Annotated in this window: 26 protein-coding genes; 12 read left to right on the forward strand and 14 right to left on the reverse strand. The window is 64.0% G+C overall.

The features are described from left to right. The first annotated feature begins 149 nt into the window (after positions 1–149). The 3 genes from rpoH (at position 150) to trmB (ending at position 2389) form a co-directional block, all read left to right on the forward strand. Complete coding sequence (gene rpoH, locus MWN76_RS12295; RefSeq protein WP_250461719.1) at positions 150–1004, forward strand: RNA polymerase sigma factor RpoH; 855 nt, start codon at positions 150–152, stop codon at positions 1002–1004. 200 nt (positions 1005–1204) lie between these two features. Next, positions 1205–1600, forward strand: a complete 396-nt coding sequence (locus MWN76_RS12300; protein ID WP_250461720.1) for a DUF423 domain-containing protein — start codon at positions 1205–1207, stop codon at positions 1598–1600. Positions 1601–1672: 72 nt separating this feature from the next. Beyond that, complete coding sequence (gene trmB, locus MWN76_RS12305; protein ID WP_250461721.1) at positions 1673–2389, forward strand: tRNA (guanosine(46)-N7)-methyltransferase TrmB; 717 nt, start codon at positions 1673–1675, stop codon at positions 2387–2389. Positions 2390–2547: 158 nt separating this feature from the next. Here trmB and MWN76_RS12310 read toward each other — a convergent pair whose 3' ends face one another. Further along, positions 2548–3876 (reverse strand): DUF1254 domain-containing protein, encoded by a 1329-nt coding sequence (locus MWN76_RS12310; protein ID WP_250461722.1) that lies wholly within the window; start codon positions 3874–3876, stop codon positions 2548–2550. Between the two features lie 338 nt (positions 3877–4214). On the opposite strand from MWN76_RS12310, the gene MWN76_RS12315 reads away from it, so the two are divergent. Beyond that, positions 4215–5048 (forward strand): outer membrane beta-barrel protein, encoded by an 834-nt coding sequence (locus tag MWN76_RS12315; RefSeq protein WP_250461723.1) that lies wholly within the window; start codon positions 4215–4217, stop codon positions 5046–5048. Positions 5049–5090: 42 nt separating this feature from the next. Here MWN76_RS12315 and MWN76_RS12320 read toward each other — a convergent pair whose 3' ends face one another. Beyond that, on the reverse strand, positions 5091–7022 hold the full coding sequence (locus tag MWN76_RS12320; RefSeq protein WP_250461724.1) for an ABC-F family ATP-binding cassette domain-containing protein: 1932 nt from the start codon (positions 7020–7022) through the stop codon (positions 5091–5093). A 65-nt stretch (positions 7023–7087) separates the two neighbouring features. On the opposite strand from MWN76_RS12320, the gene MWN76_RS12325 reads away from it, so the two are divergent. Next, on the forward strand, positions 7088–7582 hold the full coding sequence (locus MWN76_RS12325) for a TIGR02444 family protein (protein WP_250461725.1): 495 nt from the start codon (positions 7088–7090) through the stop codon (positions 7580–7582). On the opposite strand, the gene MWN76_RS12330 is transcribed toward MWN76_RS12325, so the two are convergent. Further along, positions 7579–8655, reverse strand: coding sequence for a histidine kinase (locus MWN76_RS12330; RefSeq protein WP_250461726.1), 1077 nt, complete (start codon positions 8653–8655; stop codon positions 7579–7581). The two genes, MWN76_RS12325 and MWN76_RS12330, sit on opposite strands and share 4 nt — an antisense overlap. Positions 8656–9069: 414 nt before the next feature. On the opposite strand from MWN76_RS12330, the gene bamJ reads away from it, so the two are divergent. Next, positions 9070–9876, forward strand: a complete 807-nt coding sequence (gene bamJ / locus MWN76_RS12335; protein WP_250461727.1) for a BamJ family beta-barrel-assembly machinery protein — start codon at positions 9070–9072, stop codon at positions 9874–9876. Between the two features lie 135 nt (positions 9877–10011). Here bamJ and rsd read toward each other — a convergent pair whose 3' ends face one another. Next, a complete protein-coding gene (gene rsd / locus MWN76_RS12340; protein ID WP_250461728.1) occupies positions 10012–10479 on the reverse strand; it encodes a sigma D regulator in 468 nt (155 codons plus the stop codon). Between the two features lie 178 nt (positions 10480–10657). Here rsd and MWN76_RS12345 point away from each other — a divergent pair, with 178 nt between their 5' ends. Further along, complete coding sequence (locus MWN76_RS12345) at positions 10658–11275, forward strand: FMN-binding negative transcriptional regulator (protein WP_250461729.1); 618 nt, start codon at positions 10658–10660, stop codon at positions 11273–11275. 62 nt (positions 11276–11337) lie between these two features. Here the strand turns inward: MWN76_RS12345 and MWN76_RS12350 are convergent, their stop codons facing one another. From MWN76_RS12350 to MWN76_RS12395, 10 genes are all read right to left on the reverse strand, one after another. Continuing rightward, positions 11338–12042, reverse strand: coding sequence for an LrgB family protein (locus tag MWN76_RS12350; protein ID WP_250461730.1), 705 nt, complete (start codon positions 12040–12042; stop codon positions 11338–11340). Next, positions 12035–12430: a CidA/LrgA family protein gene (locus MWN76_RS12355; RefSeq protein WP_250461731.1), complete on the reverse strand. Its 396-nt coding sequence runs from the start codon at positions 12428–12430 to the stop codon at positions 12035–12037. Before MWN76_RS12355 ends, MWN76_RS12350 begins: the two co-directional genes overlap by 8 nt. Before the next feature lie 9 nt (positions 12431–12439). Continuing rightward, a complete protein-coding gene (locus tag MWN76_RS12360) occupies positions 12440–12931 on the reverse strand; it encodes a disulfide bond formation protein B (RefSeq protein WP_250461732.1) in 492 nt (163 codons plus the stop codon). Between the two features lie 30 nt (positions 12932–12961). Further along, positions 12962–13552, reverse strand: a complete 591-nt coding sequence (locus MWN76_RS12365) for an acyl carrier protein phosphodiesterase (RefSeq protein WP_250461733.1) — start codon at positions 13550–13552, stop codon at positions 12962–12964. Positions 13553–13651: 99 nt separating this feature from the next. After that, complete coding sequence (gene gshA, locus MWN76_RS12370) at positions 13652–15232, reverse strand: glutamate--cysteine ligase (RefSeq protein ID WP_250461734.1); 1581 nt, start codon at positions 15230–15232, stop codon at positions 13652–13654. Positions 15233–15333: 101 nt separating this feature from the next. Further along, complete coding sequence (locus tag MWN76_RS12375) at positions 15334–15822, reverse strand: hypothetical protein (RefSeq protein WP_250461735.1); 489 nt, start codon at positions 15820–15822, stop codon at positions 15334–15336. A gap of 177 nt (positions 15823–15999) precedes the next feature. Beyond that, positions 16000–17253: a malic enzyme-like NAD(P)-binding protein gene (locus MWN76_RS12380; protein WP_250461736.1), complete on the reverse strand. Its 1254-nt coding sequence runs from the start codon at positions 17251–17253 to the stop codon at positions 16000–16002. Positions 17254–17638: 385 nt separating this feature from the next. Further along, positions 17639–17854, reverse strand: a complete 216-nt coding sequence (gene rpmE, locus MWN76_RS12385) for a 50S ribosomal protein L31 (protein ID WP_250461737.1) — start codon at positions 17852–17854, stop codon at positions 17639–17641. A gap of 251 nt (positions 17855–18105) precedes the next feature. Beyond that, complete coding sequence (locus MWN76_RS12390) at positions 18106–18402, reverse strand: winged helix-turn-helix domain-containing protein (protein ID WP_250461738.1); 297 nt, start codon at positions 18400–18402, stop codon at positions 18106–18108. Further along, entirely contained in the window at positions 18399–18965 is a 567-nt protein-coding gene (locus tag MWN76_RS12395; RefSeq protein ID WP_250461739.1) for a hypothetical protein, read from the reverse strand. Before MWN76_RS12395 ends, MWN76_RS12390 begins: the two co-directional genes overlap by 4 nt. A gap of 196 nt (positions 18966–19161) precedes the next feature. Between MWN76_RS12395 and MWN76_RS12400 the strand changes: the two genes are divergently transcribed. The 5 genes from MWN76_RS12400 (at position 19162) to MWN76_RS12420 (ending at position 24894) form a co-directional block, all read left to right on the forward strand. Next, positions 19162–21375 carry a primosomal protein N' gene (locus tag MWN76_RS12400; RefSeq protein WP_250461740.1) on the forward strand — a complete coding sequence of 738 codons (2214 nt, stop codon included), beginning with the start codon at positions 19162–19164 and terminating at the stop codon, positions 21373–21375. Positions 21376–21511: 136 nt separating this feature from the next. Further along, positions 21512–22081: an SPOR domain-containing protein gene (locus MWN76_RS12405; RefSeq protein ID WP_250461741.1), complete on the forward strand. Its 570-nt coding sequence runs from the start codon at positions 21512–21514 to the stop codon at positions 22079–22081. Between the two features lie 304 nt (positions 22082–22385). Beyond that, complete coding sequence (hslV, locus tag MWN76_RS12410; protein WP_250461742.1) at positions 22386–22925, forward strand: ATP-dependent protease subunit HslV; 540 nt, start codon at positions 22386–22388, stop codon at positions 22923–22925. Positions 22926–23088: 163 nt separating this feature from the next. Further along, a complete protein-coding gene (gene hslU, locus MWN76_RS12415; RefSeq protein WP_250461743.1) occupies positions 23089–24411 on the forward strand; it encodes an ATP-dependent protease ATPase subunit HslU in 1323 nt (440 codons plus the stop codon). A 105-nt stretch (positions 24412–24516) separates the two neighbouring features. Beyond that, the gene (locus MWN76_RS12420) at positions 24517–24894 is read left to right on the forward strand and encodes a gamma-butyrobetaine hydroxylase family protein (protein WP_250461744.1); all 378 of its coding nucleotides are present in this window, start codon (positions 24517–24519) and stop codon (positions 24892–24894) included. The last annotated feature ends 21 nt before the right edge of the window (positions 24895–24915 follow it).

Raw genomic sequence — 24915 nt, forward strand, 5'->3', positions numbered from 1 at the left:
GTATTGCAACGGCTCCAGCGCTGGCAGACCGGGCTTCCTAAGCCGGTCGCGCTAGTGCTAAACTGGAGCCGATCCGTCCCCCGGCTGACCGCGGGGACAGCCGCCAGGCCCGGCGCCGGCGGCAGAAAACCATGAGAGGAGAGACCTGAATGGGAACCAGCCTGCAGCCAGTCCACACACTGTCTCCGGGTGCCGACCTGAACGCCTATATCCAGACCGTCAGCAGCTTCGAGGTGCTGAGCGCGGAGGAAGAGAAGCGGCTGGCCGAGGACCTCTACTATCGCGAAAACCTGGACGCGGCGCGCCAGCTGGTGATGTCGCACCTGCGCTTCGTGGTGCATATCGCCAAATCCTACTCCGGCTACGGCCTGAACCAGGGCGACCTGATCCAGGAGGGCAACGTCGGCCTGATGAAGGCGGTCAAGCGCTTCAACCCGGAAAAGGGCGTGCGCCTGGTGTCCTTCGCCGTGCACTGGATCAAGGCCGAGATTCACGAGTTCATCCTGCGCAACTGGCGCATCGTCAAGATCGCCACCACCAAGGCGCAGCGCAAACTGTTCTTCAACCTGCGCGGCCAGAAGAAAAAACTCGCCTGGCTGACCAGCGCCGAAGCCAAGGCGGTGGCGGAAGACCTGAACGTGGACGTCAACCACGTGCACGAGATGGAGGGCCGCCTGGCCGCCCACGACGCCGCCTTCGATGCCGGCGCGGACGACGATGACGACAGCGCCTGGCAGGCACCGGCCCACTACCTGGAAGACCGCAGTTTCGATCCGGCGGCGCAGCTGGAACGGGACAACTGGCAGGCCACCAACCTCAGCAGCCTGGGCCTGGCGCTGAAACAGCTGGACGATCGCAGCCGCGACATCATCCAGGCGCGCTGGCTGTCCGAAGGGAAGTCCACCCTGCACGAACTGGCCGACAAGTACGGCGTCTCCGCCGAGCGCATCCGCCAACTGGAGAAAAACGCGATGAAAAAAGTGCGCGCGGCCATGGAGGCTTGATCCCGGAAGCGCCCCTTTTTCCCCGAGCGAAAAAACCGCGCCACAGCGCGGTTTTTTTTGTTCCCGGGCGCGCCGAGCTCCAGCTCGGCTTGCGGGCCGTAGGCCCGCCCTGGCGGAAATTGCCGAGCTGGAGCTCGGCGCACCCAGGGGAACGCGACAGACCGTTGCGCACAGGAAATCCCCAAGTACGGAAAACCATCATGACCAAACTCTACCTGTTACTCACCGCCCTGCTCGGCGGCAGCGGCGTTATCCTTGGTGCCTTCGGCGCCCACGGCCTGCGCGGCAAAGTGGCGGAAAACCTGCTGGAGGCCTACAAGACCGGTGTCCACTACCAGTTGATCCACGCGCTGGCGCTGTTCGGCGTGGTGCTGCTGATGCAGCAGTTGGGCGAGCGTACCTCCCAGCAGGCTGCCGGCGCGCTGCTGGTCGCCGGGGCCCTGTTTGCGATTGGTGTGCTGTTTTTCTCCGGCAGCCTCTACGGCCTCACCTTCGGCGGCCCGCGCTGGCTGGGGCCGGTGACGCCACTGGGCGGGCTGTTGCTGATCGGCGGCTGGGTGGCGCTGTTTGTGGCAGCGCTGCGGTTCCCCCATTAACCGGGCTCCTACAGGTTTCCGGTCACGCCCCGCCATTAACTGAAACCGAATTCGCATCAGAGGTCGCGAATCATGCAAGACGAGTCCGCGGAAGACTTCCCCTACCGCACCGAGTACAAGAAAAAATCCATTCGCAGCTACGTGATTCGCGCCGGCCGCATGACCGAGGGGCAGCGTCGCGCCTTCGATACCTACTGGGGCGGGTACGGCTTGTCACTGTTCGACGGCCCGCTGGATCCGCGGGCGGCTTTCGGCCGCGAGGCGCCGTTGGTACTGGAAATCGGTTTCGGTATGGGCGACTCGCTGCTGGCAATGGCGGAGGCGGAACCGGACAAGAACTTTATCGGTATCGAGGTGCACCCGCCCGGCGTCGGCCGGCTGATCAACAATGCCGGAAAGGCCGGTGTCAAAAACCTGCGCGTCTATATGGCCGACGCTGTGGACGTGCTGAACGACTGTATCGCCGACGCGTCGCTGGACCGGTTCCAGCTCTATTTCCCCGATCCCTGGCACAAGAAAAAGCACCACAAGCGCCGCATCGTGCAGCCGGAATTCGTGCGCCTGCTGTGCACGAAACTGAAACCCGGTGGCCTGATGCACCTCGCCACCGACTGGGAAAATTACGCCGAGCATATGCTGGAAGTATTGGAAGCGGAAGAGCAGCTGGAGAATACCGCCGGTGCTGGCAACTATTCCGGGCGTCCACCCTTCCGCCCGGAAACCAAATTCGAACGCCGCGGCCAGCGCCTCGGGCACGGTGTCCGGGACCTGCTCTACCGCCGGCGGTGACTGGCGGACCATGCGCAAAGTTGTGTAACACTTCGCTGTGCCGGAGTGCCCGGCTCCGCGTTGAGAGCGCTTGAAATCACGCTGCTATTCCAGCGCTTTCTCACCTTTTCCTGTGCACTTTGGCCGTGCTCCTTTGTTTCCGAACTTGCCACGGCCCCCTAATCCACTTTCCTGACCGGCGGCGGGCTCCAGCTGCCATCCAGAATGGAAGGCGCTTCCTCCTTCGGCCAGTACAGGCGCAGCATCAGGTTGAAACTTCCCTCCGGCGCGGGCAGCCAATTTGCCTCCTTTTTTGGGCCCGGGTTGTCGTGCTGTATATAGAGGTCCACCGATCCGTCCGGGCTTTTGACGAGGGCATCACGCTGGCTCAGCGTATAGCGGTTGAGTGGATTGTCGACGAAGAAATATTTGTCGTTATACATGGTCAGCGACCAGAAGCCATTGACCGGTGGCATCTGTCCTTTGGGGAAATGCATCACATAGCGGTTGGCACCGCTGTAGGCATTGCCGTCCGCATCCGTCGTTGAGGTCGGGTAGACCGCGTCTTTGGGTCTGTTGGCGCCGAGGCCGATGGCGGTGATCAGCGCCCTCTGCAGGTAGTTCGTGTCATATGTGCCCGTGTCGGTCGTAAACTGCCAGCCATTGATTTCTTTCCCTGCAGATTTGAAGTGCCCCATGATCTTTTTGTTGGCGACTTCGGGAACATCCTCCAGCGCTTTCTGTACGGCGGGATCCAGCTGGCCAGTATCAAACTCCCTGCCCGGTATTATCCCCAGCGTTTTCATTCTGGCGACCATGGGCGCATCCGCAGCGGCCGGTGGATTGTCCTGCATCAGGCGTGCGAGCAGAGTGAAGTAGTCTGCAGTTTCCAGCGCGTTGACCTGTTGGCGCACCGGCGTTTTCATATCGATGGCCGGGTTCACCTTGCCGGCTTCGGGAGTGTATTTCTTACCATGGGCACTGAGCGGTACCACGGAAATCGCGTCCTGGATTTTATGCACCCTGGCGTAATCTTCCGATGTGCCGCTGGAATAGATACGACCCAGCAGCCAGACCATCGCGGTCGGTGATTTATATTCGGTAATACCCGCCGGCAGCTTCCCCTTCCAGTCGGGGCCGGTGATCACATAGGTTTGGGGCCCGGTGCCGGTAGTGCGTGTTCCGGGCACTTCGAAGACATTGGTCCAGCCGTCCAGCATGGGGAAAAGGTAATAGCGATCGTGGACATCGGGCAGCTTGAGTATCCAGGGCTCGCGCTCGACGTCGAGCCAGGCAACGGTATAGAGGGTATCGGCGTTGGGGGCAGTGACGTCGTGAAAAGCGGCGGTGGGATATTTCCGCACTCGCGCGAACTGTCCCATGGGCGCACGGCTGCCTTCCGGTGTGGCCACGTTGGTCATGACCCGCCGTGTCATTTCCATGGTAACGAGCGGATAGCCGTAGATATAGGCGTCGATGGCGATGGCCCTGGCCTCCTCCGGAGACATGCTGCTGCCAGTCTGTTGCCGAAGCTGTCCGGTTGCGGAGAGCGCAATCGCTATCGCAGCAACAAAAGTACAGATGAGTGTGACATTTTTCTTACGCATGGGAGTGGATTCTCCGGGATCAAGGGAATGCTCTATCGACTGCGACAGGGGGACGTTTCTGAGATTAGATGACTGCTGATCAAGCGGAGGGACAAGTCGTGGGAATAGCTGAATCCCGGTTGCAATATGTCGCGGGAGATAGCGATAGAAATTCGCACTGGCGCGTCGTTGCGCCGCGTCTATTGTCTGCTATCTTCAATCAGACCCATTGCCGGTAAATGGACCTTCCGGAGCACACAATGAAAAAAAGCCGCCAGATTTGGTCGCCCCTTTTCGGCCTGCTGTTTTTGACGATTTTCTCCGCCCCGCCCGTGTTGGCGGATGAAGAGACAACGGCGAACCTCTACCTGAATGGTGGCCAGTACTGGTTCGACAGTGATCGCCTGGACGGCACGCCGCTGGAGGGGTTCAAACTGCGGGATACCACCGGTGGCGGCATCGGCTACGGCTACAGCATGACCGACCGCTGGGCGATGGAGGGCGTGGTCGACTATTTCAGTGTGAGTGTGAAAGGCATCGACGAGAAGGTCGACGTCTACAACTACCACCTGGACCTCTTTTATCACTTCCTCGGCCGTTTCTGCGGCAACGAGTGCTGGCAGCCGTATGTGGCTTTCGGTGTCGGTGAAGTGCGCGTGGATTACCGGGGGGACGACGACCATTACTACGGGGACGACTACGGCGATAACTACGACGATTACGATTACGACTGGCACGATCGCCAGACGATGGTCAACCTGGGCCTGGGGATAAAATACCAGCTGGGCCCGCGCTGGCAGGCCCGCGGCGACCTGCGCGCCTTCCAGGGGATCGAACGCGGCGGGCTGGACGGATTCCTCAGTGTGGCCATCGGCTACCAGTGGTACGAATACACCCGCGTCGTGCGGGATTACGACGGAGACGGTGTTTTCGAGGGGATGGATCGCTGCCCGCAGACACCGCCGGGGATCCAGGTACTCGGCGACGGCTGCCCGACAGACGTCGACTACGACGGCGTGCCCGATTACATCGATGTCTGCCCCGGTACACCGCGGGGCATCGCGGTGGACGAAAACGGCTGTCGCAAACCGTAGCCTGGCCGCAAACCGGCGCGACACGACATCCGGGGGCGGATATTACACCCCGCGCACAGCTTCCAGTTCCTCGCTGATTTCCAGCCACTCCATTTCCAGCGCCTCCAGTGTTTCGCGCTGCTGTGCCTGGGCGCGGTTCAGCTCTGCAATTTCCTCCTGCTGCCCGCCGCTGTAGAGGTTTTCATCGGCGAGCTTTTCGTCCAGCTTCGCCAGCGCTTTCTCCGCGCGGGCCATTTTCTGCTCGAGACCCTTCAATTTATTGGTCAGCGGTTTCAGCTGCTCGCGCAGGGCGGCTGCGGCGCGCCGCTGGGCCTTCCTGTCCCCCTTGTCCTCGGCGGGGTCTGTACTTTCCTCCGCTGCCTCACTGCGGCTTTTCTTATTGCGGTTGAACGTCAGCAGCCACTGCTTGTAATCCTCGAGATCGCCGGCGTAGGGTTCGGCGCGGCCGTCGGCGACGAGTACAAATTCATCGGTGGTATTGGCCAGCAGGTAGCGGTCGTGCGATACCAGGATCACGGCGCCGGGGAACTCCGCCAGTGCCAGCGTCAGCGCGTGACGCATCTCCAGGTCCAGGTGGTTGGTGGGCTCGTCCAGCAACAGCAGGTTGGGTTTCTGCCAGGCCAGGATCGCCAGTGCCAGGCGCGCTTTCTCGCCGCCGGAAAATCCGCCCACGGTTTCGAACACGCGCTCGCCGACAAAGCCGTAGCCTCCGAGGAAATCCCGCAGCGACTGCTCGCTGGCCTCCGGCGACAGCCGCTGCAGGTGCAGCATCGGCGATGCGGCAATGTCGAGGGCCTCCAACTGGTGCTGGGCGAAGTAGCCGATCGCCAGGTGCTCGCCGCACTGGCGTTCGCCACTGATCAGTGGCAGTTCGCCGGCCAGCGTCTTGATCAGCGACGACTTGCCCGCGCCGTTGGGGCCCAGCAGGCCGATACGCCGCCCGGGCTGGATACCCAGCTGCGCCCTGTGCACCACCACGCGGGCGTTGCCGCTGTCATCGAGGTAGCCGATATCGGCATCGCGCAAGTCGATCAGCGGGTTGGAAGTCTTGTCTGCCGACGGCAGGGTAAAGCGGAAGGGGGAATCCACGTGCGCCGGCGCTATCTGCGCCATGCGGTCGAGTGCCTTGAGGCGGCTCTGGGCCTGCTTGGCCTTGGTGGCCTTGGCGCGGAAACGGCGCACGAAGTCCTCCATATGCGCGCGCTGGGCCTGCTGTTTCTCGTACTGCGCCTGCTGCTGGGCCAGGCGCTCGGCGCGGGTGCGTTCGTAACTGCTGTAGTTACCGCTGTAGAGCACCAGTTTCCGGTGTTCAAAGCTGACGATGCCGTCCACCACCGCATCGAGGAAATCGCGGTCGTGGGAGATGATCAGCAGGGTGCCCGGAAAGCGCTGTAACCACTGTTCCAGCCACAGGGTCGCGTCCAGGTCCAGGTGGTTGGTGGGTTCGTCCAGCAGCATCAGGTCGGCCGGGCACATCAGCGCGCGCGCCAGGTTCAGGCGGATTCGCCAGCCACCGGAAAAGCTGTTTACCGGGCGCTGCTGTTCGGCGTGGGTAAAACCCAGGCCGTCGAGCAGTTGTGCGGCCCGCGCCGGACCGCTGTAGCCGTCGATGGCGGCCATGCGCTCGTGCAGCTCACCCAGCCTGCGGGCATCGGCCTCGCCGCCGTTCTCGGCTTCCTCCAGTGCGCGCTGCAGCCGGCGCAGTTCGGCGTCGCCGTCCAGCACATAGTCGAGAGCCGTCTGTTCGCCCGCGGCCACTTCCTGGGCCATATGGGCGATCCGCCAGCCGGCCGGTACTTCCGCGCGGCCGCTATCGCTGTCCAGTTGGCCCAGCAACAGCTTGAACAGGGTCGACTTGCCGCAGCCGTTGGCGCCGATGATGCCCACCTTGTGGCCGGGGAAGATGCGGCAGTCGGTCTCGTGCAGCAGCTCGCGGCCGCCCTGCTGGATGGAAACACCTTGCAGATTGATCAAAGAAGAAACCTCATACGTCCACGGAGTGCTAGGCTATTCGACATAAAAACGTCGGGGATTCTAACGTGACAAAATCCGCACCTCCATCTTCCTCTCTACAAAACCCGCTGTGGCAGTTCAGCCTGGATTTCTATGGCCACGGGGAGGTGCAGCAGTTCCTGCTCGACTGCCAGGACAGAAAGGGCGCGGATGTATGCCTGCTGCTGTGGGCGAGCTACGTGACCGCCCGCGGGACCCAGTTGAGCGAGGAGAGCTGGCGGGTCGCGGACCGCGCGCTGGTGCCGCGCCGGCGCATGATTGCCAGTGTGCGCCGCCTGCGCCGCTGGCTCGGTCGGCTGCGCCCGCGCACCCAGCGGTTGTACGAGGCGTGCAAGCGCTATGAGTTGACTCTGGAGCAGCGACAGCTGGCGGCACTGTGGAAGTTGCAGGAGGAGTCCTGGCCGGAAGACAGGTCGGCGCTGGAGCTGGCGGGACAGCATTACGGCCTGCTGCAAAAAGAACAGGCCCGTTGGGCGGGCCTGATCGGGCGTTACGGGGAACTCCGGGTCGGGGGGGCCTAACGGTCGTCGTCGGAGCCTTCACTGGAAAACAGGCTGTTGGCCGGAGTGATCGGTGTAATGCTCGGCTTCGGCGGCTCGCTGGGTTTGGTCGGCTTCTGCTCCGTCGGGGACGGCATACCGAACGGGCGCGCTTCCGGAGTCTTGCCCATGATCGGCGCGCTGGATTCCGGGCGGGGCTGGGGGGGCGTGGTCTCCCGGGGGCTGCTTTCCGCGGGTTTCTCTGCCGGGGCCGACGGTTTGGCTTCGGGGGCCTTGGCCTCTTGGGGTTTGGGCTGGGTCGGTTTGCGCGGCTCGGGCGCGGCGGATTTCTTCTCTGCCGGCTTCTGCGCAGTCATTTTCCCGGTTGGCGCTTTGCGGGTGGCCGGCTTCTTGTCCGCGGTGGTTTTGGCCGCTTTCTTTGCCGGTGTCTTGGCGGCGGTTGCCTTCTTGGCCGGCGTTTTCCTGGTAGTCGCTTTTTTGGCTGTGGTCTTTTTCGGCGCGGCTTTTTTGGGGGTGGCCTTGGTGGCGGCTTTGCCGGTGGTCGCCTTTTTCGCAGCGGTTTTCTTCGGTGCCGCCTTGGCAGTGCTCTTCGCCTTGGTCGCTTTTTTGCCGGCCGTCTTCTTGGCGGCGGCTTTTTTGCCCGGGGTCTTTTTCGCCGCCGCTTTTTTGCCTCCGGCTTTCTTCTTCAGGGCCTTGAGCGCTTCCTTCTCTGCCTTGGCAGCCGTTTTGGCGATATCCTGGGCCGCCTTCAGTTCCTGTTTGGCCGAGGCCTCTGCCTGTTTCGCTTCCGCCGCGGCATCTTTGGCCTGCTGCAGCTCTTTGCTCAACTTGTCCACGGCGGCTTTGGCGCTATCGATACGCTTCCTGACCGCGGCGGTCTTGCTCTTCTTCGCCGCGGTGCGGGCCTTGGCGAGTTTGTCCCTGGCCTTGGACAACTTGTCTTTGGCCGAGGTCAGCGCCTTGCCGGTCTTCTGGACCGCCTTGCCGGCGTCGCTCGCCTGCTTGGTTCGCGCCTTGTCCAGTTGCGTGGTGAGCTTGGCGATTTGTGCTTCCAGTTCTGCGACCGGATTGGTAGCTTTTTGTTTGGCAGCCATGAGTCAATATCCTGAGGTTTAATTTCGATTCGGCGCACCCGGGTAGTGCAGTACCCGGCATTGTTGCGGCCTCGACCGCGTTCACAGATCCATGCACTGATCGGTTGCCTCTGAACCTGCAGACCACCCCTGGCGGTTTGTGAGGCAACAACAGGTGGAAGCCCGATAATAGCGCTGTTTTTTCCAAAAATGTATGCCGTTAATCGGTAAATGAAGCACCGATTTGGCGTTTTTGCCAAGTTTTGCGGGAACTATCGGCCCGATTTACTGCCCGGAACTTGTGAACCCGGCCGGTATGCACCGGCAGTCGCCTTGCGTTAGACTTGCACGGCACCGGCTGGCTCGGGGCTTCCGAGTCGCTTTCAGAGCCTACACACGAACCATAAATGCATTACGGACAAAGAGACAATTTTCATGAATAAATATCCTTTGGCTGCAGCAATTGCCCTGGGCATCGCGCTGGCCGGCTGTAACAAACAGGAATCCAAGCAGGAGGCGGAAGAGGTCAAGCTGGAGACCCAGGAGCAGAAGGTCAGCTATATCATCGCCGAGGACATGGCCAAGCGCCTGGAATCCCAAGAGGTGAAGCTGGACCCGCAGGTGGTGCTGATGGCCCTGAACGACGTGGCTTCCGGTCGCGAGTCGCGCCTGTCGGATGAAGACAAACAACAGGTGATCTCGGTATTCCAGGAAAAAATGCAGGCCAAACAGCAGGAGATGCTGGCCAAGCAGGAGAAGGAGTTCAAGGAAAAGGCCGATAAAAACCTCGCCGAGGGTAAGGCCTTCCTGGAAGAGAATGCCAAGAAAGACGGCGTAGTGACCACTGACTCCGGCCTGCAATACAAAGTGATCACAGAGGGCAGTGGCGATACCCCGACGGCGGAGAGCGTGGTCGAGGTGGACTATCGCGGCACCCTGATCGATGGCACCGAGTTCGACAGCTCCTATGCCAATGGCGAGCCGGTACAGTTCCCGGTCAACGGTGTCATCAAGGGCTGGACCGAAGCGCTGCAACTGATGAAGGAAGGCGCCAAGTGGGAGCTGTACATTCCCTCCGAACTGGCCTACGGCCCGGGCGGTGCCGGTGGCAAGATCGGTCCCAACGCCACGCTGATCTTCGAAGTGGAACTGCACAAGGCCAATGTGCAGCAGGGTGAGGGCGCCGAGGACCAGCCGCAGGAAGACGCGGCTGGGGAGCAGGCCGAAGAGAGCACCGAATAACAGGCCGGCACTCTCTCTACCTGATCGACGAGGGCGAACCAATCGGTTCGCCCTCGCTGTATCCGCCCCAATAATTTACCGCAAAAAAAAGGGGCGACCCCAGGGCCGCCCCGACGAAGGTTTTGGCGGCCGCGATCAGGCCAGCTGGTTCTTGTGCGCCGTGTGCAGTAACGCGATCATTTTGTCTTCGGATTCGAAACGGCTCTCCAGGGCCTCCCCCAGTTCCGACAGGTCGTTTGCCAGGCTGGAGAGATCGTCGGTCTCCAGGTACTTGTCGTTGAAGTCGACGGCGATATCCGTGGTGCCGTCGATATCGCGATAGTGGGCGCGGCATTCTTCCAGCGCTGCCTTATCGCCAAAATCCTGCCCTTCGCGGATCAGCTGTTCGTAGACCTCGAAGTGCCCGGCGGATACATAGTCCACCAGCTGCTGGCACAGCTGGCGCAGGTTTTCTCCCGCTTCGCTGTCGCCATCGCCGAATTCTTTTTTCTCAGACAGGGCGCAGAAGCGTACCAGCAGGGCCTGGCGCGACTGTAACCAGCGATCGATGATGTCGCTTACCCCACCCCAACGCTCGCGCGCGGACTTGCAATTTTCCAGCATTTCCAGACGTCCTTTAGTTGCCGTTACTGCCGTCGCGCCACCGCCGCGGAACGGGCGGCGGCGCGGTCTAAGGAAGATAGGAGATTCGTCCGCCGCCGGCAAGATGGCCAGCGCATTGAGCGCCAAATTGCCGGCGGCTATGATAGGGCGCTCCCATGGTAGTGGAAGCGACCTTCGGATGTATCCTCCCAAGTATTTTCAGAATAGCGATCCGGAACCCCTCTTCCGGTTGATTCGCGCCAACCCGCTGGCCGCCCTGGTCACCGGTGGCAGCGCGGGCCCGCGCGTCGATCACGTACCGATGGTATTGGATGTGGACGAGAGAGTACTGCGCGGTCATATCGCGCGGATCAATCCTCTGGCGCAGTGTGGGGACAGTGTGCCCGCACTGGCCGTGTTCAGCGGTGCCGACAGCTATATCTCACCGGCCTGGTATCCCGGCAAGGCACAGCACGGCAGGGTTGTGCCCACCTGGAATTACACGGCCGTGCATGTCGGCGGCTCGCTGCGGCTGGTGGATGATCCGGACTGGCTGATGGCGCAGTTGCGCGCGCTGACCGTACAGCAGGAGAGCGATTCCCCCAACCCCTGGGCGGTTGGGGATGCGCCGGCGGCCTATATCGAGAAACTCCGCGCGGCCATTGTCGGCGTCGAGTTGCCGCTGGAAACGCTCGAGGGCAAGTGGAAGGTGAGCCAGAACCAGAATGCCGAAACTCGCGCTGCCGTGGTCCGCGGCCTGCGCGAGCGCAGCAGCGGCGATGACCTGGCCATGGCCGCGCTGGTCGAGGCAGGTTGATCCGGCTTCTGCGAAAGCGGCGGGGTTGCCGTTTCTCTCTGCCCCAGAGCTTTTCCAGGAGTTTAAGCGCCGGCTCCGGTTAGCAGCGGTAATGCCAGTGCCGTCAGCGCGCCGCAGAGCCCCATCGCCAGCGCCGCGAAGGCGCCGCACAGGGCGCTGATTTCCAGTGCGCGGGCCGTGCCGATTGCGTGTGCATTGATGCCCAGGGCAAAACCCAGGATGCGGTGGTCCTCGATACCGAGCCAGCGCAGCAGTGCCGGCCCGAGTACCGCTGCCACCACGCCGGAAAAAACCACGATGCCGACGGTCAGGCTCTGCGCCGCGTGTATCTTGTCGGCCACAGCCAGGGCGATGGGCGTGGTCACCGCCTTGCCGGCCAGTGCCAGCAACACCGGTCTGGCCGCGCCCGCCAGCAATGCGATGACAATCGCCACCACCGGCGCCAGTACGGCGCCGACCACCAGCGTCACCGCCAGCGGCCACCCGGCGCGGCGGATAATACCCAGGTTCTGTTTCAGCGGTATCGCCAGCGCCACCACCGCCGGGCCCAGCAGCGCGTACAACAGGCCGCTGGCATCCTGGTAGTCGGTGTAGTCGATATCCAGGCTCCACAACACCGCCGCCACCAGCGCGCTGGCGCCGACGATCGGGTGCAGCAGTGCGGTGCCACTGCGGCGGTAGAGTTGCAGTCCGAACAGGAAGGCGGCGACGTTCAACGGCAGGATAAACAGCGGGCCCTGCAGCAGCGAGACGAATTGCTCAGTCATCGCCCTGCCTCCGTTCTCTGAGCTCAGCGTTGGACAACAGTTTTTTCAGCAACAGCGCGCAGAGGGTGAAACTGAGCAGGGTGCCGATGGTGGTGGCGGCCAGCAGGGCCAGCCAGTCGCCGGCATCGAGATCGCGCAGGAAGAACACGCCCACTGCGGCGGGCAGGAACAGCAGCGCCAGCAGGCGCAGCAACTGGCTGCTGACCAGGGCCAGGCCGCGGGGCACGCCGCCGTAGAGGAGGAGCCCGGCGAGCAACAACAGCATTCCCACCACCGAGCCGGGCACCGGCAGCGCCAGGCGCTCGCTGAGCAGGCGGCCCGCCAGGCTGCAGGCCGCCAGGATGGCGGCGCCGGAGAGCCAGTGGAGGGTTTCCCGGGGCGCGCTCAAGGGCCGCGATCAGTGTTTGCGGAACGCCTGCCAGGCGCCGAAGGCGATCAGGCCGGCGAAGCCCACCGCGGCCCAGCCGGGAATGCTCAGGCCCAGCCAGGTCCAGGTCACCTCGGCGCAGTTGCCGTCGCCGGTCAGCAGTGTCCTGACCACTTCCGCGATCGGGAAGGCATCGAGCATATAGGAGATGCCCGGGCCGCAGGCCGGCACCTGGTCTTCCGGCAGGCTCTGCAGCCACAGCTGGCGGCCGGAGAAGTACAGGCCGCCCATGGCCCACAGGGAGATCAGCAGGCCGTAGATGCGCCGGCCGATGGTGGCCGGGTTGTGCAGGAAGGCGATCAGCGACACCAGGCCCACGCCCAGCAGCATGACCCGCTGGGTGATGCACAGCGGGCAGGGTTCCAGCCCCTTCACATATTCGAGATAGAAAGCGGCGCCGAGCAGGAAGATCACGGCGAGAAAAACCAGCAGAAAGGTAACGCGCGGGTTGGGTAGGCTCATGGGTTATTGGATCCTGCTATTGATTTCCAATTATGTCGTTTTGTCGAAACGAAACCTGGCGGCCTCGCGATTCAGGTCGGTAAACAGCCGCTCGAAATTCTGCTGCAGCGCGGTATCGGCCGCGCGCAGGGCCGGCAGGGTCTCCTGCAGTGGCACCGGGCGCCGCAGGCGCTGGCCCACGCGCTCCAGGGTGCGTTGGATCACGGCCGGATCGCGGTAGTTTTCGAGCAGTCTGTATTCCTCGGCGCGCTGCATGAACGCCAGCGCGCGGGGCGGAATATACCGGCTGCGGGCGTGAAAGTCCCGCCAGCATTGGTCACAGAACTGTTCCAGCGGTTGTGGACACCAGCGGGACCACTGGCGGTTGAGCAGGTGATCGAACCAGATATCCAGCACGATGCCGGCGTAGCGGCGCCAGTGTGGATCGAGCAGGGTGAGTGAGTCGCGGTAGGCGGGGTGGTCGTCGGTGGTGGCGTCGATGCGCCGGTGCAGGCGGATGCCGGTCTCGATGGCCGCGGGCCGTTCGCCGCGCAGCGGGCCCTTGACGAAATCGCCCAGCAGCCCGCCCAGGCGCCAGTCCGGGTCGGGGCCGGAGAGCAGCAGGTGGGCCAGGTAGTTCATCGGGATTCCCCCTGTAGGAGCCTGCCCCGCAGGCGAACAGCCACAGCCGCGCGAGGCAGGCACCCGCAACGCCTCTGTTCAGGGTTGCGTCAGCACCAGTCAGCGCTGGCAGAAAATGTACTGCGCATAGTAGTGGCCGAGAAAATCCTCGAAAGTTCCCGTATCGGCGTCTTCCACTTCCTCCTGCCGGCGCAGGGATGCGGTGGCCAGGTCGGCGAAGCGCTGCTGCTCGGCGGCGTCCAGCGGGCGCTCGGTAAAGTAGCGGCGGTGTTCCTCGGCCTTGTCCTGGGCCCACTGGAAGAAACCCTGGCCGCGGCTTTCCATCTCCGCCAGTATCTGCGCCGCCGGTGTCGGCGCTTCGCCCTTCACCTTGGCCCGCTGGGCCTCGATGGCGCGGTGGTAGGCGTCGCCGCCCCAGGCGCGGTCCAGCAGTTCCGCGATCGGTGCCATCTCGTCGAGCAGCTGTGCCGCCCAGTCGGTGAGTTTGCGTTCGCCGCCGTTGTGGATCAGTTGCAGTTCCGGGTCGCGGCCGCGGTAGACGATTCGGTTCTGGTTTTCCTGCACCGCGCGGTAGTCCGCGTCGTCGGTCTTGGGGCTCTTTTCCAGCAGGCAGTGCAGCAGGAAGCTGTCGAGGAAGCGCATCTGCTGCGCGTCTATACCCTGGGCGGCAAAGGGATTCAGGTCCAGGCAGCGCACCTCGATATATTCCACGCCGCGGTTGTCCAGCGCCGACAGGGCCGTCTCGCCCATCTGCGCCGGGTTCTTGGGCCGGATCGGCGAGTAGAACTCGTTCTCGATCTGCAGCAGGCCGGTGGACAGCTGCTGGTAGTGACCTTCGGCGTCCTTGACTCCCTGCTGGTGGTACGGCCCGTAGGGTTGGCTGATCGCCGAACACAGGGTCGACAGGTAGCTGGGCAGGTCGTTGTAGCAGACGATCAGTGTCTGCTGTGCGTCGCTGTTGTAGCCCAGGTCGCCCATGCGCAGCGAGGTGGCGTGGGGCGCGTAGAGGCTGCGGGTGTCGCCGAACCGCTGCAGGCTGTGTTCGCGGCCCTCGACGAACGAGCCGCACACCGCCGGCGCGGCGCCGAACAGGTAGATCAGCAGCCAGTAGTGGCGGCGGAAATTACGGATCAGGTCGAAGTAGCGGCGGGTCTTGAAATCGCCCAGGTCCTCGCTGCTGCCCTCGCGCTCGTGCAGCCAGGCCCAGAAGTCGTCCGGCAGCGAGAAGTTGTAGTGGATGCCGGCGATGGTCTGCATGGCGCGGCCGTAGCGCAGCCCCAGGCCCAGCCGGTAGACGGTCTTCATGGTGCCGCTGTGGGAGTCGCCGTAGCGGGCCACCGGGATTTCCTCGTCGTCGCCGATGCGGCACGGCATGCTGTTGACCCACAGGCGCTCGTCGCCGATCTGGCTGTAGGTATAGCGGTGGATGCCGTCGAGGATATCCAGTGCCTCTTCCGGTGTCGCCACCGGCGGCGTGATGAATTCCAGCAGCGCCTCGGAGAAATCGGTGGTGATGTAGTCGTGGGTCAGGGCCGAGCCCAGGGTTTGGCCGTGCGGCGTCTGCGCGAGGGCGCCGTCCGGGTCGGTGCGCAGGCTCTCCTTCTCGATACCGCGGCGAATGCCCTTCAATAACTGCAGCGACTGTGGCCGGGACAAGGCGGCCAGGTGGGGATTGGGCACTCGTTACTCCTTCATCGGGGCTGTGGCACCTGGTCGGCGGCGCCGGCATTTGCTGCCGTATCGGCAAATAAGAGGCCGATATGGGGGCGCCGGGCGCTTTCTCAACCGGCTTCCAGCGCGGCCCTGTCCTCGTCCCCTTCCGCTTCGTCCGGGCGTTCGGGCTCGATTTCCGGCGGCTCCTCGGGGGTGATTTCGGGCACCTGCTCCGGCGGCGCCTCCGGCACGGGTTCCGGTGTCACTTCCGGGTTCTGCTCCGGCGGCGTCTCCGGCGGTGAGCCGGGCTCGATTTCGGGGTCGCCCTGGGCGCTTTCCGCCTCCGCCAGCAGATCCCCGTTTTCCCGTGTCGCCGGGGGCTCCCTGTCGCCCAGTGCCTGGTCCGGTACCAGCGGCTGGCGCTTGGTATTCAGCTCGCACTGCAGCAGCTCGATGCGCAGGCTGACATCGCGGGTATTGGCCTCGAACATCTGGTTGATGGCGACGTCTTTGTGCTCGCTGCGGAACAGGCGCGCGACATCGCGACCATCGATCCACTCGTTGCTTTTACTCAGAAACTGCTTGTGCTGGTTGGTCAGCACGTAGACGTGACTCATGCGGCAGGACAACTTTGATGCTGTAACACCGGGGCAGTGTAGCGACGGCGGCGGTGAGGCTCAAGATGGGGACCACGGCTCCCGGATTCCGGCGCTGCGCACCTGCATCCGGGCTACGTCTGGGGAATGGTGTAGCCCGGATGGAGCGCAGCGGAATCCGGGATTCCGGACAGGGTATTACAGCGGCGCCAGCGGATAGTGCTCCGGGTACGGCAGCCGCGCCGCGCCGCTGTCCACCGCCGCGCGGGCCACGGCCGCGGCCACTTCCGGCAGCAGGCGCGGGTCCGTGGGCTTGGGCAGGATATAGTCCGCGCCGAAGGCCAGCTCGATACCGCCGTAGCCCCGGCGCACCGAGTCCGGTACCGGCTCGTGGGCGATCCGGCGGATGGCCTCGATCGCCGCCAGCTTCATCTCTTCGTCGATGCGGGTCGCGCGCACGTCCAGCGCGCCGCGGAAGATGAATGGGAAGCAGAGTACGTTGTTGACCTGGTTCGGATAGTCCGAGCGACCGGTGGCCATAATCAGGTCGTCGCGCACGCTGTGGGCCAGCTCCGGTGAGATTTCCGGGTTGGGATTGGAGCAGGCGAACACCACCGGCCTGTCTGCCATGTGTTTCAACTGCTCCGCCGACAGCAGGTCCGGGCCGGATACACCCAGGAATACGTCGGCACCTTCGATGGCGTCGTCCAGTGTGCGCATTTCCGTATCGCGGGCCCACTCGCCCTTGTAGGCGTTGATATCGGTGCGCCCGGAGTGGATCACGCCACGGCTGTCGAGCATGGTGATCTGCTCCTTGCGCGCGCCGGCGGCCAGCAGCAGTTTGCAGCAGGCGGTGGCGGCGGCACCGGCGCCCAGGCAGACGATGCGCACATCGCCGATTTTCTTGCCCTGGATCTCCAGCGCATTGAGCATGCCGGCCACGGTCACGATGGCGGTGCCGTGCTGGTCGTCGTGGAACACCGGCACCGAACAGCGCTCGATCAGCGCCTCCTCGATATGGAAGCACTCCGGCGCCTTGATGTCCTCCAGGTTGATGCCGCCGAAGGTATTGGCGATGTCGGATACCGTCTGGATAAAGCGCTCGGGGCTGGGGCTGTCGACTTCGATATCCACCGAGTTGATGCCGGCAAAGCGCTTGAACAGCAGCGACTTGCCCTCCATCACCGGCTTGGAGGCCAGCGGCCCCAGATTGCCGAGGCCGAGAATGGCACTGCCGTTGGAGATCACCGCCACCAGGTTGCCCTTGCCGGTGTATTGGTAGGCGGCCTCCGGGTCCTTGGCGATCTCCCGCACCGGCTCGGCGACGCCGGGGCTGTAGGCCAGCGACAGGTCTTCCTGGGTCTGGGCGGGAGTGGTCAGTTCTACCGATAACTTGCCCGGGGTCGGCAGCGCGTGGTAGTCGAGCGCTGCCTGGCGCAATGAGTCCGTCATCTCGAAATGGTTCTCTTTGGTGCTTCGGGGGAGCCTTCTGCGTGCTCCTTACCCCGGTTACTGCGGGGCGGAGAAGAATAACCGCAAGGCGCAGTGTGCCACAAGGCCAAAAATCGAACGGATCGACTGTTATCTACTAATTTCAATAGTAAATTCGGAGTCGACAGCAATATAAAAGCGTTTATTCTGCGGAAACCGGGATAAATATTTCGATCCACGGTCCACCAGCCAGCCTTTCACTTCTATTTGCACACCTTGCCAATCGCGCCGGTCGAGCTGGCCAGAATCCCGTTCCCGGCGCGGCCAGTAACAGGGCATAAAAAAAGGCACCGCGGGAAACCCGGGGTGCCTTTTCTGGCGCGCGACGAAGGGGTCGCGGTGCGGCTTACTTGCCGCCGATACGGCTGCCGAAACGCTTCTTGAAGCGATCCACGCGGCCGCCGGTAGTGGCCTGCTTCTGCTTGCCGGTGTAGAACGGGTGGCACTGGGCGCACACGTCTACCTGGAAATCTTTGCCCAGGGTGGAGCGGGTCTTGATGACGTTGCCGCAGGAACAGGTAGCGGTCACGTCGGTGTAGTTCGGATGGATATCGGTCTTCATGATGGCCTCTGCTCGAATCCGCCACCCGATCTGTTGCCGAGCACGGAGTCGTCGTTGGTGTAGGAACCGCGCGGGTTCCGGGCTGCTTAAAAAGTCGGCGCATACTAATCAGATTAGCCCGGCGGATCAAGCACAATTGGCGGGACTCGGGACTCGGGACTCGGGACTCGGGACTCGGGACTCGGGACTCGGGACTCGGGTGCGCCGTGCGCACCGCCGGCATTACCCCCCCTCTCCTCTTGGGAGAGGGCTCAATCGGCCGAATCGATTAACGTCCGCAGTGCGCTCAGATGACCGTCCAGTGCTACGCGCCCGCTGTCGGTCAGCCGGTACCAGGTCACCGGCTTGCGGCCGACAAAGTCCCGCCGCAGCCCGATATAGCCGGCCTCCTCGAGCTTGCGCAGCTGTGCGCCCAGGTTGCCGTCGGTGACCTTCAACTGTTCCTTGAAACGCGAGAAGCTCAGCTCTTCCTGTTTGGCCAGCAGCACGCAGACGGCCAGGCGCACCCGGTGTTCCAGTAATGGGTCCAGGTCGCTCAGGGCCTTCATGGTTGCGGCTCGCGGCGCAGGGCACTGATACCGGACCAGGCCAGTGCGGCACCTACGGTTAGCCCGGTCAGCGTCCAGGTATAGGGCGGTGCCAGCAGCACCAGGGTGCCGTAGGCGGCCAGCATCAGCAGCCCGCAGTACAGCAGGGGCCGCTCCAGGTGGACACCGGCGAGCGCATAGGTCAGCCCCGCCACCAGCAGAAAGTTGGCGGCGCCGGTTGCCGGCGGCACCTGACCGCTCAACATCGGCAGGAAGCACAGCAGGAAGCCGGCGCCGGCGATGATCCAGTGCAGGCCGTAGCGCCGGCCCAGTGCGGTGTTGTTGATACCCTTGCGACGCGAAGTGCGCGCCCCCAGCCACCAACTGAAGAGACCGCCGCCAATGCCGGCAATCAACCAGTAGGGCCCGGCGATCGCCGGCGCGAAATCCGGCAGCGCAAACCCCGCTGCCAGCAGGCTGCCCCAGAGAAAGTAGAGCGCGGGTATGCCGCAGGGGGTATCGCCGCTGCGCACGGCTGCACTGACGTAATCCAGGTCATCCCGGAGTCGATCCACATTGGTCATATCGATGTCCTTCTACCTTATAAGCTGTCGCCGCCAGTACCGCGACGGCCTGAGAGAGTTCAGAGTACTCTGATTGTTAGAGTATTTGTAGAGTACTCTACAAAATAGAGTTTGCAATGGGGGGATCACACTCGGTGTACCTTGAGGCGCCAGCCATTACACTATCGCGTTTTCCAGAGGCCTGAATGGGGGAGCGGTGCAGCAGGCGAATCAGCAAACATGCATTCTGCGGCTGGCGGTTCCGGTGCCGTTGCGGCGCCTGTTCGACTACCTGCCACCCGCGGGCGTGGATCCGGCCAGCCTGCAGCCCGGCCAGCGCCTGTGGGTGCCGTTCGGCGGCCGCAAGCTGGTGGCGGTGCTGGTGGACATCGTCAGTGAGTCCCCACTCGCGGAGCTGAAACCGGCGCTGGAACTGATCGATCGCGACCCCTTGTTCAGCGGCGCCGGCCGCGACTTCCTGCAGTGGGCCGCCGACTACTACCAGGCGCCGGCGGGCGAGCTCTATGCCGCCGCGTTGCCGGTCGCCCTGCGCAAGGGCAAGCCCGCCGACCACTGGGCCGAGCAGTGGCTGCAACTGACCACCGACGGCAAGGGCCTGCCGGAATCCGCGCTGGCGCGGGCGCCGAAACAGCAGGCGCTGCTGCAACTGCTGTTGCAGAAGGGCCGCCACAGCCGCACGCAGTTGAAAGCCCTGAATCACTCCACCCCGGCAATCCGCGCCCTGCAGGAGCGCGGCCTGGTGGAGTGGACTGCCGGCCCCACGGTGCCGCCGCCGCTGCCCGATGCCGAGCCGGCCCCGCCACCCGAACTGAATGGAGAGCAGCGCCAAGTACTGGGCGAGATTCCCACCGACCGCTTCAGCGTCTCGCTGCTGGAGGGCACCACCGGCAGCGGCAAGACCGAGGTCTATCTGCGCCTGATGGAAGCCGTGCTGGCGGCGGGTAAACAGGCGCTGCTGCTGGTGCCGGAAATCGGCCTCACACCACAGACACTGCGCCGTATCGCCGCGCGCTTCCCGGAGCGCAGTATCGCCGCACTGCACTCCGGCCTGGCCGACGGCGAGCGCGCCCAGGCCTGGCTGGCGGCGGCCGCCGGCCAGGCGGATATCGTCATCGGCACCCGCTCCGCCATCTTCACGCCGCTGCCGCGCCTGGGCGCGGTGATCGTCGACGAGGAGCACGACGGCTCCTTCAAGCAGCAGGACGGCGTGCGCTATTCCGCCCGCGACCTGGCCGCCGTGCTGGGCCGCAATGCCGACGTGCCGGTGCTGTTGGGCACGGCCACGCCGTCGCTGGAGAGCCTGCACAATGCGCTGTCCGGCCGCTACCGGCACCTGCGGCTGCGCAACCGCGCGGGCGCTGCGCGGCCGCCGGAAATCAGCCTGGTACCGACCCTCGGCCAGCAGCTGGAAGAGGGCTTTGCGCCCCAGGCACTGCGCCATATCGGCGATACCCTGGCCCGCGGTGAACAGGCGCTGGTGTTCATCAACCGGCGCGGCTACGCGCCGACGCTGGCCTGCGACGACTGCGGCTGGCTGGCGGACTGCCCGCACTGCTCCAGTAAACTGACCATGCACCGCCGCCAGCGGCACCTGCGCTGCCACCACTGCGATTATCGCCGACCGTTGGTGGAGAGCTGTCCGCAGTGTCACAGCCGCTCCCTGTCGGCCCTCGGCGGCGGCACCGAGCGCAGCGAGGAACTGCTGGCGCGGCGCTTCGCCGACTATCCGGTAATCCGCGTCGACCGCGACACCACCGCCAGCAAGCAGGCGCTGGACCGGCTGCTGGCGCCGGCGCGCGAGGGCAAACCCTGCCTGTTGCTGGGCACCCAGATGCTGGCCAAGGGCCACCATTTGCCGCGGGTCACACTGGTGGTGATCCAGGACGCCGACGGCGGCCTGTTCAGCGCCGACTTCCGCGCCCCCGAGCGCACCGGCCAACTGCTGGAGCAGGTGGCCGGCCGCGCCGGCCGCGGCGACCTGGCCGGCCGCGTGCTGGTGCAGAGCCGCTACCCGGAGCACCCGCTGTTGCAGCTGTTGCTGGAAAAGGGCTACGGCGCCTTCGCCCGCCAGCTGCTGCGCGACCGCACCGTGGCGCAGCTGCCGCCGCTGCGCGCCATGGCACTGGTGCGGGCCGAGTGCGAGGAACCGCGCTGGGCGGAGGAGTTCCTGCAGGCGGCACGGGGCCAGATGGAGGCGCTGGTGCCGCCGTCGCCGGAGATCAGCTATCTTGGCCCGGTGCCGGCGCTGCTGGAGCGCAAGTCCGGCCGCTTCCGTTTTTACGTGCAGGTCACCGCGGAAAAGCGCGCTGTGCTGCTGCCACTGCTGGCGCGGCTCAGCCAGTGGGCCGAGGGCTACCGCAACCGGCGGCTGCGCTGGGCGGTGGATATGGATGCGCAGGAGCTGTCGTGACCGCTGGGCGCACGCCTTTGCCAGAGAACTTCGCGCGCGGTGCCACCGGCGCACGCAAATAAGGTCGCAATAGCGTTACAATTTCCCGCCCCACTGCCGATACGAATCCCGAGCCAACCACAAAGATGAGAATTTCATGAGCCGCCGTAATGCCAGTCGCCGCAACAACAATTCCGCCGGCAAGCCCGCCTGGGTCTGGTTTGTCCTGGGTAATTTCGTCGGTGGTTTCGTGGTGTTCATGATTTTTCTCAACGGTCTCCAGGAAAACGGCAAAGCCGGTGTCGGCGAACACAAGGCACCGGTGCAGCAGGCGGAAGAGAAGTCGGACACACCGCGTTTCGATTTCTACAAACTGCTGCAGGAAAACGAGGTGGAAGTGCCGGCGCCGAAAACGGCCAGGCCGGCGCGCCACAACAGCCGCAAGCAGGAACCGGGCAACGGGCCGGCCCCCGCCAGCAGTGATCCGGCACTGGTGTATATCCTGCAGGCGGCTTCGTTCCGCGACGCCGCCGAGGCCGAGAAGCTGCGCGCACAGCTCACCCTGGCCAACCTGAATGTAAAAGTGGAAACGGCCACCGACAGCCGCGGCACCTGGCACCGGGTACTGGTCGGCCCCTACAGCAACCGCTCCCGTGTGGCGGCCGCGCGCCAGACCCTGGCCGAACACCGGCTGATGCCGCTGGTGCTCAAGCGCCCGGCCAAATAAGCCGCCACTCCCTAATACCGCCCAGGACAATTGCACGGGTAGCCCGGATGAAGCGCAGCGGAATCCGGGAAGCCCAGCCCCCTCCACCCCTGGGCCGCCCTTCCCGGATTCCGGCGTTGCGCGTCTCCTTCCGGACTACTTCCGGACTACGGCTGGTCAGGCACCCGGCGTGCATTGCACGGCCTGTTGTTGAAATTCCCCCTTCCCGACCACACTTACAGAGTCAGTACAGTCCCTGCGCAGGGGTGAGCCTCGTGTTCGCCCAACCGGCGGCGGGCACAGACCCACAACCAAGAGGTTCTCAGTGGAACAATATCGCGGCACTACCATTCTCTCCGTGCGCCGGGGCAACAAGGTTGTCATCGGCGGCGACGGCCAGGTCTCCATGGGCAACACCATCATGAAGGGCAACGCCCGCAAGGTTCGCCGCCTGTACAAGGACAGGGTGATCGCCGGTTTCGCCGGCGGCACCGCCGACGCCTTCACGCTGTTCGAGCGCTTCGAGGCCAAGCTGGAGGCTCACGGCGGCCAGCTGACCCGCGCCGCGGTAGAGCTGGCCAAGGACTGGCGCACCGACCGCGCCCTGCGCCGGCTGGAGGCGCTGCTGGCGGTGGCCGACAGCACTGCCAGCCTGATCGTCACCGGCAACGGCGACGTCATCCAGCCGGAGGACGACCTGATCGCCATCGGCTCCGGCGGCCCCTTCGCCCAGTCCGCCGCCCGCGCGCTGATGGACAATACCGAGCTCGACGCCGGCACCATCGTCCAGCAGGGGCTCAAGATCGCCGGCGATATCTGCGTCTACACCAACCAGAACCACACCATCGAAGAGCTGGATTATTAGAAGCCTCCGCATCCACGTAAGAACCTGCTGTGACCGCCATGGATGGCGGAAATGCAGATTTTGCAGGAGCAAAAATCTGCCAGGCGAACCCTGGCGACGCCGCCTTCGCCTGCAGGCAGGTTCCAACGGACAGAGGCTCCCCCAAATTTTGTCGAGAATTTCCATGTCCCAAAACCAGATGACCCCCAGAGAAATCGTCCACGAACTCGACCGCCATATCGTCGGTCAGCAGGAGGCCAAGCGCGCCGTCGCCATCGCCCTGCGCAACCGCTGGCGCCGCATGCAGGTGGATGAGGAGCTGCGCGCGGAGATCACGCCCAAGAATATCCTGATGATCGGCCCCACCGGCGTCGGCAAAACCGAGATTGCCCGCCGCCTGGCCAAACTGGCCGGCGCGCCCTTCATGAAAGTCGAGGCCACCAAGTTTACCGAGGTGGGCTACGTCGGCCGCGATGTGGAGTCCATTGTCCGCGACCTGGTGGAGATGGCGGTCAAGCTCGAGCGCGAGAAAGCCATGGCCGGTGTCGAACAGCGCGCGATGGACTCTGCCGAGGAGCGCGTGCTCGACGCCCTGCTCCCGCCGGCGCGCAACACCGACCCGGGCGAGCGCGATTCCAGTACCCGGCAGATGTTCCGCAAGAAACTGCGCCAGGGCGAGCTGGACGACAAAGAGATCGAGGTGGATGTCTCCGTCTCGCCGATGGGGGTGGAAATCATGGCGCCCCCGGGCATGGAGGAAATGACCAACCAGCTGCAGGGTATGTTCTCCAATATGTCCCAGGGCAAGACCAAGAAGCGCAAGCTCACCGTCAAGCAGGCCATGAAACAGCTGACCGACGAAGAGGCGTCCAAGCTGATCAACGACGAGGAGATCAAGACCCGCGCCATCCAGTCTGCCGAGCAGAACGGTATCGTCTTCCTGGATGAAATCGACAAGGTTGCCAAGCGCCAGGAGAGCGGCGGCGCCGATGTCTCCCGCGAGGGGGTGCAGCGCGACCTGCTGCCGCTGATCGAGGGCAGCACCATCAGCACCAAGTACGGCATGATCAAGACCGACCATATCCTGTTTATCGCCTCCGGTGCCTTCCACCTGTCCAAGCCGTCGGACCTGATCCCGGAACTGCAGGGCCGCCTGCCGATCCGTGTGGAACTGGACTCGCTGACCTCCAACGACTTCCAGCGCATCCTCACCGAGCCGTCCGCGTCCCTGACCGAACAGCAGCGCGCGCTGTTGGCCACCGAGGGCCTGAAACTCGATTTCGCCGAAGACGGTATCCGCCGTATCGCCGAGATTGCGTTCCAGGTGAACGAGAGCACCGAAAATATCGGCGCCCGCCGCCTGCACACGGTCCTCGAGAGACTGCTTGAGGAAATCTCCTTCGAAGCCGGTGACGGTGACAAAACAGTCACCATCGACGCCGCCTACGTGGACGAACACCTGGGTGAACTGAGCCAGGACGAAGACCTTTCCCGCTTTATCCTGTAAAACGCCATTGTCGTCATACCGGCGAACGCCGGTATCCAGCGTCCGTTCCCTCCTCTTGAGGTGGGGCGGACGAGAGGGCCGGAGCCGCCCCAAAATCGAATGACCATGAAAGCACCCAAAAAAATCCACCTGAACCGCGCGGCTAAAACCCTGCAGGTCACTTTCGCCGATGCGGAATACAGCCTGCCCGCGGAATACCTCCGCGTCTTTTCCCCCAGTGCCGAAGTCCGCGGCCACGGCCCGGGCGAGGGCGTCCTGGTCAGCGGCAAAATGCATGTCGGCATCGAGCACGCCGAAGCCTCCGGTCGCTACGCCGTGCGCCTGGTCTTCGACGACGGCCACGATACCGGTATCTACACCTGGGACTACCTGCGCGAACTGGGCGAAAATTTCACCGGCAACTGGAATGATTACCTGGAGCGCCTGCGCCGGGCCGGCCAGGGCCGCGACCCGGACGAGAGCGCTGTGAAATTTATCGGCTGATAAAACCGAACCGCATCACAG

Origin of the sequence: Microbulbifer litoralis, from assembly GCF_023634065.1 — a bacterium.
In the GTDB taxonomy this organism is placed as follows: Bacteria; Pseudomonadota; Gammaproteobacteria; order Pseudomonadales; family Cellvibrionaceae; genus Microbulbifer; species Microbulbifer litoralis.

Excerpts from the sequence above, each read along its gene's own strand:
- rpoH (WP_250461719.1), top strand. The coding sequence starts at position 150 with ATGGGAACCAGCCTGCAGCCAGTCCACACACTGTCTCCGGGTGCCGAC.
- MWN76_RS12300 (WP_250461720.1), top strand. The coding sequence starts at position 1,205 with ATGACCAAACTCTACCTGTTACTCACCGCCCTGCTCGGCGGCAGCGGC.
- trmB (WP_250461721.1), top strand. The coding sequence starts at position 1,673 with ATGCAAGACGAGTCCGCGGAAGACTTCCCCTACCGCACCGAGTACAAG.
- MWN76_RS12310 (WP_250461722.1), bottom strand. The coding sequence starts at position 3,876 with ATGTCTCCGGAGGAGGCCAGGGCCATCGCCATCGACGCCTATATCTAC.
- MWN76_RS12315 (WP_250461723.1), top strand. The coding sequence starts at position 4,215 with ATGAAAAAAAGCCGCCAGATTTGGTCGCCCCTTTTCGGCCTGCTGTTT.
- MWN76_RS12330 (WP_250461726.1), bottom strand. The coding sequence starts at position 8,655 with ATGGCTGCCAAACAAAAAGCTACCAATCCGGTCGCAGAACTGGAAGCA.
- bamJ (WP_250461727.1), top strand. The coding sequence starts at position 9,070 with ATGAATAAATATCCTTTGGCTGCAGCAATTGCCCTGGGCATCGCGCTG.
- rsd (WP_250461728.1), bottom strand. The coding sequence starts at position 10,479 with ATGCTGGAAAATTGCAAGTCCGCGCGCGAGCGTTGGGGTGGGGTAAGC.
- MWN76_RS12345 (WP_250461729.1), top strand. The coding sequence starts at position 10,658 with ATGTATCCTCCCAAGTATTTTCAGAATAGCGATCCGGAACCCCTCTTC.
- MWN76_RS12350 (WP_250461730.1), bottom strand. The coding sequence starts at position 12,042 with ATGACTGAGCAATTCGTCTCGCTGCTGCAGGGCCCGCTGTTTATCCTG.
- MWN76_RS12360 (WP_250461732.1), bottom strand. The coding sequence starts at position 12,931 with ATGAGCCTACCCAACCCGCGCGTTACCTTTCTGCTGGTTTTTCTCGCC.
- MWN76_RS12365 (WP_250461733.1), bottom strand. The coding sequence starts at position 13,552 with ATGAACTACCTGGCCCACCTGCTGCTCTCCGGCCCCGACCCGGACTGG.
- MWN76_RS12375 (WP_250461735.1), bottom strand. The coding sequence starts at position 15,822 with ATGAGTCACGTCTACGTGCTGACCAACCAGCACAAGCAGTTTCTGAGT.
- MWN76_RS12380 (WP_250461736.1), bottom strand. The coding sequence starts at position 17,253 with ATGACGGACTCATTGCGCCAGGCAGCGCTCGACTACCACGCGCTGCCG.
- rpmE (WP_250461737.1), bottom strand. The coding sequence starts at position 17,854 with ATGAAGACCGATATCCATCCGAACTACACCGACGTGACCGCTACCTGT.
- MWN76_RS12390 (WP_250461738.1), bottom strand. The coding sequence starts at position 18,402 with ATGAAGGCCCTGAGCGACCTGGACCCATTACTGGAACACCGGGTGCGC.
- MWN76_RS12395 (WP_250461739.1), bottom strand. The coding sequence starts at position 18,965 with ATGACCAATGTGGATCGACTCCGGGATGACCTGGATTACGTCAGTGCA.
- MWN76_RS12405 (WP_250461741.1), top strand. The coding sequence starts at position 21,512 with ATGAGCCGCCGTAATGCCAGTCGCCGCAACAACAATTCCGCCGGCAAG.
- hslU (WP_250461743.1), top strand. The coding sequence starts at position 23,089 with ATGTCCCAAAACCAGATGACCCCCAGAGAAATCGTCCACGAACTCGAC.
- MWN76_RS12420 (WP_250461744.1), top strand. The coding sequence starts at position 24,517 with ATGAAAGCACCCAAAAAAATCCACCTGAACCGCGCGGCTAAAACCCTG.